The sequence below is a fragment of the Myxococcus sp. AB056 genome, from assembly GCF_006547365.1.
Lineage (GTDB): Bacteria > Myxococcota > Myxococcia > Myxococcales > Myxococcaceae > Myxococcus > Myxococcus virescens.
In genome coordinates, this window is sequence record NZ_VHLB01000002.1 from 46,089 (window position 1) to 61,802 (window position 15,714).

Below are 15,714 nucleotides of genomic sequence, written 5' to 3' on the forward strand. Positions count from 1 at the left end.
GGCGGCCTCGCCCGAGAGCAGGGCCCCGCTGCCATGAACTCCACGCCCTTGCCCGCCGACGCGCCCCCGGAGCCCACCACGGCCCCCACTCCCGAGCGCCAGCCCCTGCCGTCCCGAGGCGCGCCGCGCGCCGTGTGGGCCGCCCTGGCGGCGCTGTACGTGTTGCTGTTCCCGTACCACCCGGGCCTGCGCTCGCCCAACGAGCTGTGCCGGCTGTGGCAGACGCGCGCGCTGGTGGAGTACGGCACCCTGCACATCAACCAGGCGCTGCACGACTACGGCAAGGTCGGAGACCTGTCCGTGAAGGACGGGAAGTACTACCCCAGCAAGGCGCCGCTGCTGTCGTTCGCCGCCGTGCCCCTCTACGCCACGCTGCGCGCGGTGGGCGGCGGCCACCGGCATGCCGTGCCCGAAGTCCCCCTGGTCTTCTTCTCGCGCCTGTTGCTCACCGTGCTGCCCACGCTGGGCCTGCTGTGGCTGGTGCGCCGCTACCTGCGCGCGTCCCTGGAGCCGCTCGTCGCGGACGCGCTCACGGTGACGTATGGGCTGGGCTCGCTGGCCTTCAGCTACTCGCTGCTCTTCATGAGCCACCAGACGACGGCGGTGCTGCTCTTCGCCAGCTTCTACGCGCTGTGGCGCTGCGCGCGTGGCGAATGGCGCGAACGGGGCTATGTCCTGGCGGGCGCCTTCGCGGGCGCCACCGTGGCCGCCGAGTACACTGGCGCGCTGGGCGTGCTCGGCCTGGTGCTGTACGCGGTGCTCACCATCGCCTTCCAGGATGCGCCCGCGCGTGTTCGCTGGGCGCGCCTGGGCCGGGCCGCGGGGCTGGCCACGCTGGGCGCCCTGCCCTTCCTGGTGGCGCTGATGGCCTACCACCAGGTGACGTTCGGCCACCCGCTGACGAGCGGCTACAAGTACCTCAACGACGCGGGCTACCAGCCCTGGCACCTTGGCGGCTTCCTGGGCATCCGCACGCCGGACCCGCGCGCCTTCGCCCTGTCCTTCTTCTCCCCGCTGCGGGGCCTGTTCACCCTGGCGCCCTTCCTCCTGCTGACGCTGCCAGGGCTGGTGCTCGTGTGGCGCCGCCGGAGCCAGTCGCCAGAAGCCCGTGCGCTGGCGTGGCTGAGCCTGGCCCTGCTCCTGGGCTACACGTACTTCACCTCCTCGTTCTCCTATGACTCGTGGGGCTGGACGACGGGGCCGCGTCACCTCACTGGCCTGGTGCCCTTCCTCCTGCTGCCGGCCGGCCTCTTCCTGGAGCGCCTGCGCACGGCCGGTCAGGGCACGTGGGCCCTGGGCGTGGCCGCGCTCCTGTGCGCGGTGTCCATCGTCGCCACCGGCGTGGCCACCTTCATCAACTACATCCCCGATGACGTCTCCAATGCCGTGGGCGCCCTGGCGCTGCCGCTGCTGCGCGCGGGCTACTTCCCGCCCGGCGTGCTGACCTTCCTGGGGCTGCCGGCGGGACTGACGGGTGGGGTGCTGGCGGGGCTGCTGCTGGGCACCGCCGCCTGGGTCTTCGTCAGCCTGGCGCGGAAGCCCGGCCAGACGTGGCCCGCGGCGCCCGCGCTGGGGGCATCCCTGGCGGTGCTGCTGCTGCTGGGCACGGCGCATGTCTTCACCAGCCGGCATGACACCGCGGACCGCAACGCCGTGCGTTTCCTCAAGTCCGTCTGGTTGAACGCGCCGGAACGCGACGTGACGTTCTGGCCTCGCGGGCGCGGCTGAAACACGACGCTCCGTGAGACTGTCACGGAGCCACCACCCGCCTCGCCCTCTGGGATGAGCCTCACGGTCCGTCCCACTTTGTCGCTGACTCGCAAGTTTTGCGAGGTCCGCAATTCGTGTCGTGTGATTCCGTGTCAGGCTTTACCCAGGCCTCTGGCCAAGCGGCTGGATGCATTGACATGGCTGCACCGCGAGAGCGGGCCTGAGGATTGCTGAGACAGACACCTGCGCTTCCCTGCTGCCCTTCAGGGCAAGGAGTCCCCGGTGCGCTGTCATCCGACCCGCAAGCCCGCACACGCCGCTGGCGCGAGGAGAGGGTTCACCCTGCTGCTGGCGCTGGGCCTCATCGCGCTGGTCACCGCGGGCGTGCTCGTGTCCCTCCGCGCGGTGACCACGGAGAGCACGCTCCAATCCCATGAGCGCCGCTCGCGTGAAGCCCTCTTCGCCGCCGAGGCGGGCATGGCTGAAGGGCGCGCCGTCGTCCTGGCGATGATGAACAACCCCGTCGCGGGAGGCGTTGGCAGCTACAGCCAGGACGTCCTGCAGCGCCTGCAGGTCGTGGCCGAGCAGGGCCTGCCCGACGTCGCCGCGGGCGGCGTGCCCTGGCGAGAGCTCATTCCCCAGACGCCGTACACGCTGGCGCGTGGCACGGCCATCGACGACACCGTGCCGGGCGCCTCCGTCGAAATCAACGACGTGGAGGGCGAGCCCATCCGCGCCTACCCGGAGGCTCGCAGCGTCTCCTTCCGCGTCTTCGTCGTGGAGGACGACGACGACGCCGACCGCAACGCCGACGCCAACGGCCGCATCTGGCTGGTGTCGGTGGGCGAGGTCCAACCCCCGGGCCCGGGCCTCCCCTACCGCACCATCGTCCGCTCACTCCTGGAGCACAGCAGCACCCCGGGAGGGCTCGCGTGCGGCTACGGCATGAAGATGGGCTGCCGGGGCAACGGCACCTCCAGCAGCGGCCTTCCGACATTCTGATTCCCAAGCCTTCGACCGCAATCCGTTGCACCTGAATCGGGCGGCCCTGAAGCACCGGCCGCCAGGGGGGACATCATGCGCTGGACTCGAACCTGGATGGCCGCGGTGGCCGTGGCCGCCGCGGGAGCCGTGCTCGCCCAAAGTCCCGGCGGCGACACGGGCAGTGGCGGCACGGATGGCGGCGCCAACAGCCTCGCGCTGTGCATCGACACCACGGACCAGGACAAGCAACCCGACTTCAGCAGGGACGCGGGCATTCCCAGCGCCATCATCGTCACGGATGACAACCCGCCCAAGCTGCGGCTCAACACCAACCTCAACGTCCTGGACCCGGAGAAAATCATCCTGCCCTTCGAGCAGGAGCTCACCGCGCTCATCGTCGATGACCGCGCGGGCAGCGGCGCCTCCAGCACGCTGGGCTGGTTCTATTACGACGAGCTCATCGACGCCGAATACATCGACGACAACGGCACGCGAGAGGACTCCGATGACGACCGGCTGCTGGACAAGAACAACAACGGCGTGCCCGACTTCCACGAGGACCTCTACAACCTCAACCCCACGCGCTACATCGGCGTGGCGCCCCGCTGTCCCAACCGGACGTTCATCCACCGGCGCTGGGGCGACGCGGGGACGGTGACGCTGCGCGAGCCCGAACTGTTGATGGGCCCGTGCAACGCCGGCAGTCGTTACACCGCCGATACGGGCCCTCGAAGGTGGCAGGGGCGCGCTGACTACCCCACTCGGCCCTCGACCGGCGGCGTGGTGGGCCGCCCGGTGCGTGATTTCGCGAACGACCTGCTCGCGTATGACCCCTACCACGGACGCGACAACCTGAGGCAGAGCGCTGTCACCTCCGGCATCATCGACACCTACTTCAGCGACCAGGGGCTGTTCCCGCACATTCCGAACCTGCTGGAGCCCCGGCATGCGCTCAATGGGAACAGAGGCATCGGCAACCTCGTCTTCCTTTCCACGGACGACGACGAGACGTCGTGCCACGAATCGGAATCGGCGGAGTGCTTCGCGCCACGTCAGGGCTGGACGCTCGACGGCAACGGCCAGGTCATGCGCACCGGCACGGCCTGGGACAAATCCGATGAGGCGGACGGCATCCCTGACTACAAGGCCAGCGCGTTCGACAGCGCGGGCCGCCTCATCACCGGCAAGAGCACAACGGCCGCCATCACCAAGGCCGAGGACCAGGTCGTCCCCATGGGACGCCTCGCGGGCCGGCGTGAAATCGTCTTCTTCCTCGTCACCTACGTGGAGCAGGTGTACGGCCCGGCCACGGATTCGTGCTTCATCACCCGTCCGACGACGGATGGGCGCGAGGTGCAGTGTGACCTGTGGATGCACGGCGACATCAACGTCTTCTTCACCAAGACGCCGCTCAACATGGACCTGCACCAGGGCAGCGACCCGCTCGTGGTGAGGCAGAAGAACCTCCGCACCAACTGGCTGAATCCCATGGTGTACCCCCGGCTGGAGAACGACCCGGCCTATGGCGGCGTCGTCTTCCCGTTCGACCAGACGCAGGATGTCCCCTCCGTGAACCGCCGCGCGGCACACACGATTGTGGGCGCGCCGCGTGACAACCCCCTGGTCTGGATTCTGGGCTGGGAAGACCAGAACGCGGGCGGTGACCGCACGTACAGCGACATCGTCATCCTCATCAACAAGCAGAACAACGGCTCCTACCGCTCCGACGTGGTGTCGGACATCTCTCCGGACATCTCCCTGGACTTCACCATCACCGAGGTGACGTTCACCGTGGAGGACCAGCCCTACTACGCGGCGGATGGCGGCGGCGTCGCGCCCTGCTCGCTCTCCGTCAAGCTGCCGGACGGCGGCACGGGCCAGCGCAGGCCGGACATCAGTTATGACGTGGCGCTGGACTGCAAGGTCTGCCAGGAGCCCTGCAACACCTCGAATCCCACGTACATCCTCAACGACAATCCGAACTGGCTCCGGGTCCCCATCCCGGACAGCGACGGCGGCGTGCGCAATGAGACGGCCGTCCTGCAGGACTTCCTGGAGCAGGGCCGCGTGGGAACACAACTGTGCTGGCGCGCGGTGATGGAGAGCCCGGGTGAGTCCTGCCAGCCCACCATCCACAACATCAACGTCTCCTACAAAGCGCAGCGCAGCGGTGAATACGGCCGCGCGTCGCTCATCCCCATGGCCAACGCCGTCATCCACGGCGTCTATGAAACGCCCGGGCGCGCCTGGGTCGCCGACGGAGGCGTGGACCAGGTCTCCATCCGCACCTACGACAACCGTCCGGACACCATCGACCGGGGCCACATCTACCTGAAGAAGCTCTACGAGCCCGCCACGCTGGCACCCTATGAGCCCACCCAGGAAGTCTGGGACTCCGGCAAGTGGATGCGCGACCTGATGCGCACGCTGGAGACCCGCCCCGGCGAGCCGCTCGACACGCGCAGGCTCGTCACGCTCAATCCGGCGAACCAGCAGGCCATCGACGTGAAGGACCTGATGGCGCGCGCCAACACCACCAGCCCCCTCTTCCCAGACACCTACTGCACCCGCCGCAACGGCAGCGTGTACCTGTATGACCTGGACGGCCGCAACGGCTGCACCGCGGATGACCGCGTGGCGCTGCGCGACTGGCTCTACGGCTGGGAGGACCGCCAGTCCTCGGTCATCCGCAACCGGATGCGAACCTGGCCGCTGGGCGGCGTCAACCTGTCCACCGCGGCCGTCATCGGGCCGCCCAACGTGCCCGCGTGGCTGCTCGAAGGCCGCAACCTGGACGCGGAGCGCCGGAAGTTCACGGAGAACTTCAGCGCGGCCAACACGGGCCGCCCCACGGTGACGTACGTGGGCACCACCCAGGGGTACCTCCACGCGCTGGGCACGGGCTACTTCCGCACGGGGGATGACCCCTGCACGCCAGGCCGCGTGGAGTACCAGGGCTACTTCGGCCGGGCCGGCAGTTGCGCCAGCGGCCATGACTACGGCGCGGGCAACGAGCTGTTCGCCTACCTGCCCTTCAAGATGCTGCCCTACTACGTGGAGAACTACCGCCGCGCCAACGACGCGTACTCCACCGAGCGCGCCACGATGGACGCCACGCCCTCCGTGGCGGACGTGGACCTGCGGAGCGACGACTACCGCCCGGACACCGGCCACGACCCTCGGGAGACCGACGAGGCCTGGCGTCCCCGCCCCGCCCGGAACGAGGGCGCGAAGACGGTGCTCGCCAGCGCCACGGGCCCCAAGCAGAGCGTCTTCTTCGCACTCGACGTCACCAACCCCACGGACTCGAGCTACCCCACGCCCCTGTGGGAGTTCGACATGAAGCGGGACCGCTTCACGTCCGCGGGCATTCCGTGCACGGGCAGCGGCAACGGCTGCAACCCGCTGCCGGCGCTCTTCACCGGCGCCACGCCCAAGCCCGACACACGCGGTTCGCGCCATGCGCCCTCACTGGTGCGCATGGACTTCGGCCAGGCGGGTGGCAAGAAGTGGGTGTCCATGTTCGGCACGGACTACTCGCCTGAGTCCGGCACGGTGGGCACCGTCTACCTGATGGACCTCAAGACGGGCCTGCCCGCGCAGGTGACGGGCAACAGCGCGAAGGCGCGGCTGGCGGGCGTCGTCACGCTGGGCACCACCGCGGACGCGAATGAAGGCATTGGCGGAGAGCCCATCCCGTTGGACGTGAATGGCGACGGCAACGTCGACGTCATCTACGTCCCGTCCACCTCGGGGAAGATCTACCGCATCAACCCCACCTACTCGAACACCGGGCCGAACACGCCGCTGGGCAAGGTGCTGGCCTCCTGTGTCGTCGCGGACGCGCAGGCCGTGCCCGGCATCCGCAACCCCACCAGCCAGCGCATCTACTCCACCATCTCCGCGTCGGTGGTGCCTGACAGCGGCTCCCGCCGGGTGCGGCTGTACTTCGGCACCGCCAACAACCCGGACATCGCCAACGAGCCGGACGACACCGCCGACCCGCGGCCCCGCTATCACCTGATGGCCTTCGAGGACCGCGACCCGGTGCCCGCCACGCGTCCAGGCGCCAACTGCCCCGCGCACCTCGAATGGACACGCGAGCTGGGCGCGGGCCAGGTCGTCTGGGGCGGCGTCTCCACCACCCAGGATGGCGTCTTCACCACCAGCGCCGTGGGCCGCGCCGCCAGCGCGTGCGACCTGGACAGCACCACCAGCGGCAGGGTCTACGCCTACAGCACCTCGGGCAATGCGCTCGCGGGCAACGACACCCCCATCGACGGCCACGGCACGCACGCGCCCGTGCTCTATGACAATCACCTGCTCATCGTGAAGAACGGTCAGGTGCGCGCGCTGGGGAACGGGACGTACAACAACCCCACCTCGGAGTCGCCGCGAAGCAGCTCCCGGGTCCTCATCTGGGACGTGCAGTCCGGCTCACGCGTCCAGGAGGTGGTGCCATGAACCGGCGCAGACTCCACGCCCATCCGCGCGGCCTCAGCATCCTGGAGACCATCGCCACCGCCGCGGTGCTCATGCTCGGCATCCTGGGCATCATGCTCACGCTGGGCACCGCGTCCCGTCACAACCGCCGCAACAACAACCTGAGCCAGGCGAGCCTCATCGCCGAACAGGAGCTGGAGCGCGTGGTCAACCTCCGCTGCGTGGGCGAGCCGCTGAACGACCCCTGCGTCAACATCAAGCAGCTCGACAACACGAGGCGCGACGTGTGGTGGTCCGCCAATGGCCGCATGACGGAGACGCCGCCCCTTCCGGGCGCGACGCCGCAAATGGCCTACACGCTGACGCTGGACGTGGACCCACCCTTCGAGGGCGCCGAGACAGGCGAGCCCGCGCTGAACCGCGCCATCCCGCTTCCCCACACCAGCAACCTGGCCCTGCACCAGGTCGTCAACGTCCGCGTCACCGTGAGCTGGATGGAAGAGCCCGGTGCGCCCCGCCGCGCGGTGGCCCTGCAGACCCGGATGGCGCCATGAAGCGACTTCGTTCGACGACGCCGCGCGGCTTCACGCTCATCGAGCTGATGGTGGCCGCATCGATGTCCATGGTGGTGCTCGCCACCGCCATTGGCGTGAGCGTCCACCTCCAGCGCCGGGGCCTGCTGGAAGAGCGCATCATGGAGACACAGAACAAGGGCCGGGCCGCGCGTGACTTGATGGCGTTCGGCGTGCAACGGGCGGGCGCGGGCATCGGCAGCGTCTCCCTCACCGGCGGCCGGACTCCCGCCGGCGAAGCAGACCTGTTCTACGCCGTGTGGGCCCGGCCCCAGGCCACCTTCCCGAATGACGCCACCTTCGTCCCACCCGCCAACGCCGCGCTGCTATCGGATGCCCTGGAGGTCTGGGAGACGGACCCGGCGCGCATGGTGCTGCTGGAGCAGTGTCCCTTGCCGGCAACCGCGGCCTGGTTCGAGGACACGCTGTGCATCGGAGGCCTGCCGCCCGCCTTCCTGGACAATGCGGTCATCGCCGTGGTGTTCCCGGGCACGGAAGACGAGCGGGGCTGGGCCTGCGTGGGGCAGGTGACGAACCTCGTGGCGGAAGGCGTGGAGTGGACGCCCGCCATCCCAGGCCGGCCCGCGCCCGCCGACGGCAACTGTCATCCCGACGCCGTGACGCTTCCCGAGTCGCCCTGGCTTGGCACACGGGGGCCGCGCGAAGGAGGCATGTACCTGCTCCCACTCACCAGCCGCAGCTACCGGGTGAACTGGCCCGGCGGCACGCCCGTGCTGGAGTTGGACGCGGATGGGCCCATGGGGCCCGCGGGCTACACCGCGGTGTCCCAGGACATCGAGCAGTTGCAGGTCCGGCTGGGCGTGAATGCGCCCAACGCGCTCCCCGGCGCCCCCGTGCGCTTCTTCCCGGACGCGGAGACCGGACGCCCCTCGCTGGCCACCTGCACCCAGGCCACCTGCGCCGCGCACATCTCCTGGGCCTGGGACCCGGGCGTGCCCGTTCCGCCGGACCGCGGCCCGGGCAGCGCGGGTGACGAGCTGATGCGCCACATGCGCGTGGTGGAGCTGTCCATCACCGCGCGCTCGCAGCGCGCCGAGCTGACGGGGAACGAAGCGCCCGGAGCGCGAGACGACGACGGCAACCTCCGGGATGGCTACAAGCGCCGGCACAGCGTCATCCGCCTGGCGCCTCGCAACTTCGCGTTCGTGGGAACGGGGGGCTGACATGCGGCCACGCAACCGAGGCATGACGCTGCTGGAGGTGATGGTCGTGGTGGCCCTGGTTGGCCTCTTCGCCACCCTCTCCGTGTCCAGCTTCCAGGGCATGACGGAGCGCCAGCGCCTCAGCGCCGCGCAGCGCGAGTTGGTGCTGATGATGCAGGAGGCCCGTCAGAAAGCACGCGCGACCCACCAGCCCGTGCGGCTGGGCACGCGCGTCATGGATGAGCAGGGCGTCCAGGTGACGCGCATGCGCTGGGAGGCACTGGCATGCAGTGATGCGTGGGGCACGGTGTGTCCCATGCCCGCGTGCCAGGAGAACGCCTGCGGCGTGGGCGGCTGCGAATGCGCGGAGCTGGGGCCGGAGCTGGTCATCCCGCCGAAGCTCGACGTGAACCTGCTGGTGGGCCTGTGCTGGCTGGGCAACCCCGGCGCCGGCGCGCCCGTCGTGGCTCCGCCGGCGCCCGGCGGAAGGGTGTGCGAACAGAACGCCCCGCTGCCCCCGACGGAGCGGCTCATCCTCCTGCGCAACAGGGGGTCGCTCGAAGCGCCGGACTGGAAACCAGAGCTAGTATTCCAGGCGGATGGCCTGACGGCGGCCGTACGCCCCGTGGATTGTGACAAGCACGCCTCCACGGCAGGCTGCCAGTAGGCGGCGTCCGCACCGCCGCCGTCGCGCGTGCGAACGGGCCCCTTCGGCGTATGCTCGGGGGCCCGGGCCCAGGGCCCGGCATGCCGTCCGCGAGGAGCCCCCGACGATGATGAAGCGGCTGGTCCTGGTCCTGAGCCTGGGTGGAGCCACCGGCGCCCACGCGGACGCCGTGGCCGACGTGTGGAAGGCGAAGTGCGCCGTGTGTCACGGCGGTGACGGCAAGGCGCAGACGAAGATGGGCCAGAAGGAGTCCATCGGCGACATGAGCCGGCCCGCCTGGCAGCAGTCCCGGACGGACGCCGACATCCGCAAGGTGATTGCCGACGGCGATCCACGGAACAGCAAGATGAAGCCCTTCAAGGACAAGCTTACCCCAGCGCAGATTGACGCACTGGTGGGATACATCCGCACCATGAAGGCGCCGACGGCCCCTTGAATTTCCGTTCGAGGCCGCGCGTCATCCTCCGCAAGAGAAACGGAGCCCCCCCATGAAGAACCTCACCGTTGCCGTCGTCTTCTGCCTCTCCATGGCCAGCCTGTTCACCTCCCTGCGCGCGGACGCGCTCTCGTCGGTGCACATCGAGAAGGGGGTGTCCCCGGCGCAGTCGCTGTCCCTCCGCCCGGATGACGGCAAGGGCGGTGACGACAAGGGCGACAAGGGCGGCGGTGAGGAGGACGAGGAGGAGTACCGCAAGCGCCGCTACGCCGGCCTGTCCCAGCAGGCGGCCATGGAGCTGGTGGACCCGGGCGCGCTGACGGACGTCATCCGCCTGCAGGCCGCCGTGAAGTTCGGCCAGCGCTAGCAGCAGGCCACGGGCCGGGCCTCAGGCAGTCTTGCCTGGCGGCCCACCCAACGGCCGGGTGACGCGAGGCAGCGTCACCGAGAAGCAGGTCCCCGTGTCCGCCGACGACGCCACGTCCAGCCAGCCTCCGTGCGCCGTGACGATTTGCGACACGATGTAGAGCCCCAACCCCAGGCCCTGGTGCTTCGGCTTCGGCTGACCCGGCTCGGGGGGCACTCCGTGGAACGGCGAAAAGAGCCGCGGGCGCAACGACTCCGGGATGGGCGGCCCACCGTTGTGGACCTCCACGCGCTGGAAGAGCGAGTCCTTCGCCGCCAGCCGCACCCGCACCGAGCTCCCCTCCGGACTGTGTTGAAGCGCGTTGCCCAGCAGGTTCGACAGCACCTGTCCCAGGCGCTCCTCGTCCCAGATGCCGCGTGACTCGCCGTCCACCTCCAACCGGACGCAGCACTCCGGATGCGCGGGCTCCAGCTCGGAGATGATGCGCCGGCACACGTCCTCCATGCACACCTCATGGGGACGCAGCGGGATGCCACCCGCCATGCGGGCGCGCGTGAAGTCGAGCAGCTGTTTCACCAGTCGCGCCATCCGCTCGGCGCTCCCGTCGATGCGAGCCACCACGCGCCGGACCTCCGGGGGCAGCGTGTCCCGGGCCAGGAGGGCCGCGGAGGATAGCCGCACCGCGGCCAGTGGATTGCCCAGGTCGTGGCCCAGCACGCCGATGAAGCGCTCCTGGAAGCGCGCCTCCTCCTCGCGCTCCAGCTCCTGGCGCCGCCGCGCGGTGACGTCCCGGCAGATGGCGAACAGGCCGTACACGGTGCCGTCTCCGCGGCGAAGCACGCCCTTCGTCGTGTGCCAGATGCGGTCCGTCCCCGGGCCGCCTTCCGCCCCTTCGTACGTGGCCGTGTGCCCGGAGCTCATCACCTCGCGGTCGTGCGCCAGCGTCGGCGCGGCCCGGTCTGCGCCCAGCAGCTCCGCGTCCGTGCGGCCCAGGATTTCGCGCGGGGCCCGGTGGAAGGCGCTCGCGGTGGCGGGATTGATGAGGATGTACCGGCCCGACACGTCCTTCACGTAGATGGCGTCGGTGGCGCTCTCGATGACGGCGTGCAGCAGGTCATGGTCGCGCCGCAGGGCTTCTTCCGCGGCCATGCGCTCGGTGAGGTCCTCCAGGAAGAGCACCACGCCGTCGTCACACGGGGACACGCGCGCCAGGAGCCACACGGTGCCCATGGGCGACTGCCGGGACACCCGCGCGACTTCTGGCGCGCGGCGTGTCACCACGCGGACACACGCACTGAAGAGGCCGCCGTCCCACGCCCACGGCGCTTCCTCCAGCAGCCGGTTGTGCACCAGGCTGCCCTCCTCTCCGCCGAGCCAACGCTCCGCCTGCACGTTGGCGGAGACACACTCGAAGTCGACGATGCTGCCGACCGCGGAGCGCACGCTCCGCAAGACGACCACCGCCTCGGAAAGAGGTTCGTCCCCTTCGGTGCCCTGGCACCTGTTGATTCCACGGCCAGATGACATGTCGGCGTGGCCCCCGATGCTGCCGTTGTGAGCCACCCTAACCCCGCAGCAGGGGGTGGGGCCAACCGGTCCCCGGGGTGGCTGAACAGTGCCCGAGCTAACCAGAGCTTCCGATTTCTCCTGTTTCGCTCGACAGCCGAAGCGCTCAGTCGTTGACCTGACAGGGTGAGACTCCTAATTACCCTGGGGCCCTCAGGGTCCACTCATGGACACTTCCTTCACACAGACGCAGGACGGCGGCGCGGCGGGCGACCCTTTCGCCCAGGTGGTTGACGGACTTCGGGCGGGGCAGCGCGTCCGGACGCAAGGGCTCAAGGGGGCAGCGCGCGGGCATGTGCTCGCCCGCCTGCATGGCGCGCTGAGAGCGCCGCTGGTCTGCGTGGCGGTGGACGAGGAAGCCGCCGACGCGCTCGCCGCGGATCTGTCCTTCTTCCTGGGCGGCCAGGGCAGCCTGCTCGCGCCGCGCGTGCTGCGGCTGCCCGCGGACGAGGTGCTGCCCTACGACGAGGTGTCTCCCGACGCGGCGGCCGTCACGGAGCGGCTGGGCGCCCTCTTCCATCTGGGCCAGGGCACGCGATTCCCCGCGCTCGTGTTGTCGGTGCGCGCGCTGCACCGCAAGGTGCTGCCGCTGGCGGTGATGCGCGCGCTGGCCGCGCGAGTGGCCGTGGGGCAGGACTTCGACCGGGACTCGCTGGCGCGCCGGCTGGTGCGCATGGGCTACCAGAACAGCCCCCTGGTGGAGGACGTGGGCACGTTCAGCGTGCGCGGCGACCTGCTGGACGTCTTCAGCCCCCTCTACGACAAGCCCGTCCGCCTGGAGTTCTTCGGCGACACCATCGAGTCCATCCGCGCCTTCGACCCACAGTCCCAGCGCACGGTGGACGCGCTGAAGGAAGTGGACCTGGTCCCCGCGCGCGAGGTGCTGCTCACCGACGAGACGCGCCCACGCGCCGAGTCCGCCGCCCGCGCGGTGGCCGACCGCATCAACCTGCCCACCATCAAGCTGCGCGAGCAGCTGGATGCCCTGCGCGAAGGCCTGCCCGGCTTCGGGATGGAGGGCCTGCTGCCCGGCTTCTTCGAGGGCGGGCTGTCCACGCTGTTCGACTTCCTGCGGGACTGGAGCCCCGAGGCGCCCGTCATCTACCTGGACGACCCGCTGGGCCAGGACCGCGCGGCGGACACGCTGTGGGAGGAACTGGAGCGCTCGCACGGCGCGGCCGAGGCCCGGCAGGAGCTCATCTGTCCGCCGCTGGAGCACTTCCTCTCCCGTGAGGACGTGAACCAGCGGCTGCAGTCCTTCCGCGTGCTGGAGGGCGGTGGGCTGTCGCTGGTGCAGACAGAGCGCCCGCCGGTGCACTTCAGCTTCGGCGGCACCCAGGACCTGCGCGAGGCCATCCTGGCGCACCACGGTGAAGAGGGCGCGCTGTCCCCGCTGGTGGAGCGGCTGGAGCGCTGGCGCGAGCTGCGCGTGGCCTGCGTGGTGGCGTGCGGCACGCTGAGCCAGGCGGACCGGCTGAAGCGGCTGCTGATGGACCGAAACGTGATGGTGAAGGTCCACACGGAGCCGCTGGAAGACGCTGTGGCGCTGTACGAGCCCTCCATCCGCGCGCACCTCTTCACGGGCGAGGTGAGCCACGGCTTCGTGGATGGGCCGGGCGGGCTCGCGGTGCTGGCGGACGAGGAGATTTTCGGCGCGCGCGCGCGCCGGCGTCCCAAGCGCAGCAAGAAGCTGGACGCGTTCGGCTCCGGCTTCGGGGACCTGAAGGAAGGCGACCTCATCGTCCATACCGACTTCGGTATCGGCCGTTATTCGGGCCTGACGAAGATGGAGGTCAACGGCGTTCCCGGGGACTTCCTCGTCCTGGAGTACGCGGGCCGGGACAAAATCTACCTGCCGGTGGGCCGCATGCGGCTCATCCAGAAGTTCTCCGGCGGCGACCCCACGCAGGTGCAGCTGGACAAGCTGGGCACCACGAGCTGGGAGAAGACGAAGAAGCGCGTCAAGGAGCAGCTGCTCAAGATGGCGGCGGAGCTCCTCCAGATTGCCGCCGCGCGCAAGGCGCACCCCGGCCATGCCTTCAGCGCGCCGGACCGGTACTTCGCCCAGTTCGAAGCGGACTTCGAGTTCGAGGAGACGCCGGACCAGGCCAAGGCGATTGAGGACGTGCTGGCGGACATGCAGAAGCCGGAGCCCATGGACCGGCTCGTCTGCGGCGACGTCGGCTACGGCAAGACGGAGGTGGCCATGCGGGCCGCCTTCAAGGCCGCGCTGGACCGCAAGCAGGTGGCGGTGCTGGTGCCCACCACGGTGCTGGCGCAGCAGCACTTCCTGTCCTTCAAGAAGCGCTTCGCGGACTACCCCGTCACGGTGGAGGTCATCTCCGGGATGAAGAAGGCGCCAGAGGTGCGGGAAATCCTCAAGCGCGCCAAGGAGGGCAAGGTCGACATCCTCATCGGCACGCACAAGCTGCTGGGCGGCGAGGTGGCCTTCAAGGAACTGGGCCTGATGATTGTCGACGAGGAGCAGCGCTTCGGCGTGAAGCAGAAGGAGTCGCTGAAGAAGTGGCGCTCCCAGATTGACGTGCTCACGCTGACGGCCACGCCCATTCCCCGCACGCTGCACATGAGCATGTCAGGCGTGCGCGACATGAGCATCATCGCCACGCCGCCGCAGGACCGCCGGGCCATCCGCACCTTCGTGATGAAGTACGAGGACACGGTGGTGAAGGAAGCGATTGAGCGCGAGGTGGCGCGCGGCGGACAGGTGTTCTTCGTCCACAACCGCGTGGAGTCGCTGCCCTCCATCGAGACGCAGCTGCGCGCGCTGGTTCCCCAGGTCAGCATCGGCGTGGCGCACGGGCAGATGGGCGAAGGGCAACTGGAGAAGGTGATGCTCGCCTTCACGGAGAAGAAGTACCAGGTGCTGCTGTGCACCAGCATCATCGAGAGTGGCATCGACATCTCCAGCGCCAACACGATGATTGTGAACCGGGCGGACCAGTTCGGCCTGGCGCAGCTCTACCAGCTCCGTGGCCGCGTGGGCCGGTCCAAGGAGCGCGCGTATGCGTACCTGCTGGTGCCGTCGCGGCGCGCGGTGACGAAGGACGCGCAGCGGCGCCTGGAGGTGCTCCAGAACTTCACCGAGCTGGGCGCGGGCTTCTCCATCGCCAGTCATGACCTGGAGATTCGCGGCGCGGGCAACCTGCTGGGCGACAAGCAGTCGGGCGCCATCGCAGAGATTGGCTTCGACATGTACGCGCAGCTCCTGGAGGAAGCCGTCGCGGAGATGCAGGGCCAGCCGCCCAAGGTGCAAATCGAGCCGGACGTCACGCTGCCCATGCCGGCGCTCATCCCGGACGACTACGTCAGCGACGTCCACCAGCGGCTCGTCTTCTACAAGCGCTTCAGCCAGGCCAGCCACCCGGACGAAGTCACGGACCTGCGCGCCGAGCTGGTGGACCGGTACGGCGAAGCCCCGGACGAGGTGGACCACCTGTCCGAGCTGACGCTGCTGAAAATCGACATGCGCGACCTGCGCCTGCGCGGGCTGGAGGTGGGCACCACCCGGCTGGTGGTGACGCTGGGCGCGGACGCGCTGCTGGATGGCCCCAAGGTGGCGGGGCTGGTGCAGCGCTCCAAGGGCGTCTACCGCCTCACCCCGGACATGAAGCTCATCGCCCGCGCGCCACAGGGCGCCAGTGGCCAGGACCTCATCTCCGAGGCCAAGAAGGTGCTGAGGGATTTGAGCCACTGCGCACTGCCGCAGGCGTAGGCGCGGACCTCGGCGGCCGCTCCGCCGCCGAGGCCGTGCGCTGAGGCGGGTGCTTCCGCCCAAGCGCAGTCAC

General features: G+C 69.6%; 10 protein-coding genes. 9 read left to right on the forward strand and 1 reads right to left on the reverse strand.

Annotated elements, in window-relative coordinates:
* Positions 1 to 33 precede the first annotated feature (33 nt).
* The 8 genes from FMP39_RS01385 to FMP39_RS01420 all read left to right on the forward strand — a co-directional run bounded on the left by FMP39_RS01385 (position 34) and on the right by FMP39_RS01420 (position 10,342).
* Positions 34 to 1,728 carry a hypothetical protein gene (locus tag FMP39_RS01385; RefSeq protein WP_141588229.1) on the forward strand — a complete coding sequence of 565 codons (1,695 nt, stop codon included), beginning with the start codon at positions 34 to 36 and terminating at the stop codon, positions 1,726 to 1,728.
* Between the two features lie 264 nt (positions 1,729 to 1,992).
* Positions 1,993 to 2,712 (forward strand): hypothetical protein, encoded by a 720-nt coding sequence (locus FMP39_RS01390; RefSeq protein ID WP_141588230.1) that lies wholly within the window; start codon positions 1,993 to 1,995, stop codon positions 2,710 to 2,712.
* A gap of 75 nt (positions 2,713 to 2,787) precedes the next feature.
* On the forward strand, positions 2,788 to 7,158 hold the full coding sequence (locus FMP39_RS01395) for a pilus assembly protein PilY (protein WP_141588231.1): 4,371 nt from the start codon (positions 2,788 to 2,790) through the stop codon (positions 7,156 to 7,158).
* Entirely contained in the window at positions 7,155 to 7,691 is a 537-nt protein-coding gene (locus FMP39_RS01400) for a hypothetical protein (protein ID WP_141588232.1), read from the forward strand. The genes FMP39_RS01395 and FMP39_RS01400 overlap by 4 nt, the downstream gene beginning before the upstream one ends.
* Positions 7,688 to 8,893 (forward strand): PilW family protein, encoded by a 1,206-nt coding sequence (locus FMP39_RS01405; protein ID WP_141588233.1) that lies wholly within the window; start codon positions 7,688 to 7,690, stop codon positions 8,891 to 8,893. The genes FMP39_RS01400 and FMP39_RS01405 overlap by 4 nt, the downstream gene beginning before the upstream one ends.
* A gap of 1 nt (position 8,894) precedes the next feature.
* A complete protein-coding gene (locus FMP39_RS01410) occupies positions 8,895 to 9,539 on the forward strand; it encodes a Tfp pilus assembly protein FimT/FimU (RefSeq protein ID WP_141588234.1) in 645 nt (214 codons plus the stop codon).
* 106 nt (positions 9,540 to 9,645) lie between these two features.
* Positions 9,646 to 9,975, forward strand: a complete 330-nt coding sequence (locus tag FMP39_RS01415; RefSeq protein ID WP_141588235.1) for a cytochrome c — start codon at positions 9,646 to 9,648, stop codon at positions 9,973 to 9,975.
* Between the two features lie 52 nt (positions 9,976 to 10,027).
* Positions 10,028 to 10,342 carry a hypothetical protein gene (locus FMP39_RS01420; protein WP_141588236.1) on the forward strand — a complete coding sequence of 105 codons (315 nt, stop codon included), beginning with the start codon at positions 10,028 to 10,030 and terminating at the stop codon, positions 10,340 to 10,342.
* Positions 10,343 to 10,363: 21 nt separating this feature from the next.
* On the opposite strand, the gene FMP39_RS01425 is transcribed toward FMP39_RS01420, so the two are convergent.
* On the reverse strand, positions 10,364 to 11,803 hold the full coding sequence (locus FMP39_RS01425; RefSeq protein ID WP_141588237.1) for a PAS domain-containing sensor histidine kinase: 1,440 nt from the start codon (positions 11,801 to 11,803) through the stop codon (positions 10,364 to 10,366).
* 271 nt (positions 11,804 to 12,074) lie between these two features.
* On the opposite strand from FMP39_RS01425, the gene mfd reads away from it, so the two are divergent.
* Positions 12,075 to 15,641: a transcription-repair coupling factor gene (gene mfd, locus FMP39_RS01430; RefSeq protein WP_141588238.1), complete on the forward strand. Its 3,567-nt coding sequence runs from the start codon at positions 12,075 to 12,077 to the stop codon at positions 15,639 to 15,641.
* Positions 15,642 to 15,714: the final 73 nt, after the last annotated feature.

What these genes read in the sequence shown, in the direction of transcription:
- FMP39_RS01385 (WP_141588229.1), top strand. Translation starts at nt 34, where the DNA reads ATGAACTCCACGCCCTTGCCCGCCGACGCGCCCCCGGAGCCCACCACG.
- FMP39_RS01395 (WP_141588231.1), top strand. Translation starts at nt 2,788, where the DNA reads ATGCGCTGGACTCGAACCTGGATGGCCGCGGTGGCCGTGGCCGCCGCG.
- FMP39_RS01400 (WP_141588232.1), top strand. Translation starts at nt 7,155, where the DNA reads ATGAACCGGCGCAGACTCCACGCCCATCCGCGCGGCCTCAGCATCCTG.
- FMP39_RS01405 (WP_141588233.1), top strand. Translation starts at nt 7,688, where the DNA reads ATGAAGCGACTTCGTTCGACGACGCCGCGCGGCTTCACGCTCATCGAG.
- FMP39_RS01410 (WP_141588234.1), top strand. Translation starts at nt 8,895, where the DNA reads ATGCGGCCACGCAACCGAGGCATGACGCTGCTGGAGGTGATGGTCGTG.
- FMP39_RS01415 (WP_141588235.1), top strand. Translation starts at nt 9,646, where the DNA reads ATGATGAAGCGGCTGGTCCTGGTCCTGAGCCTGGGTGGAGCCACCGGC.
- FMP39_RS01420 (WP_141588236.1), top strand. Translation starts at nt 10,028, where the DNA reads ATGAAGAACCTCACCGTTGCCGTCGTCTTCTGCCTCTCCATGGCCAGC.
- mfd (WP_141588238.1), top strand. Translation starts at nt 12,075, where the DNA reads ATGGACACTTCCTTCACACAGACGCAGGACGGCGGCGCGGCGGGCGAC.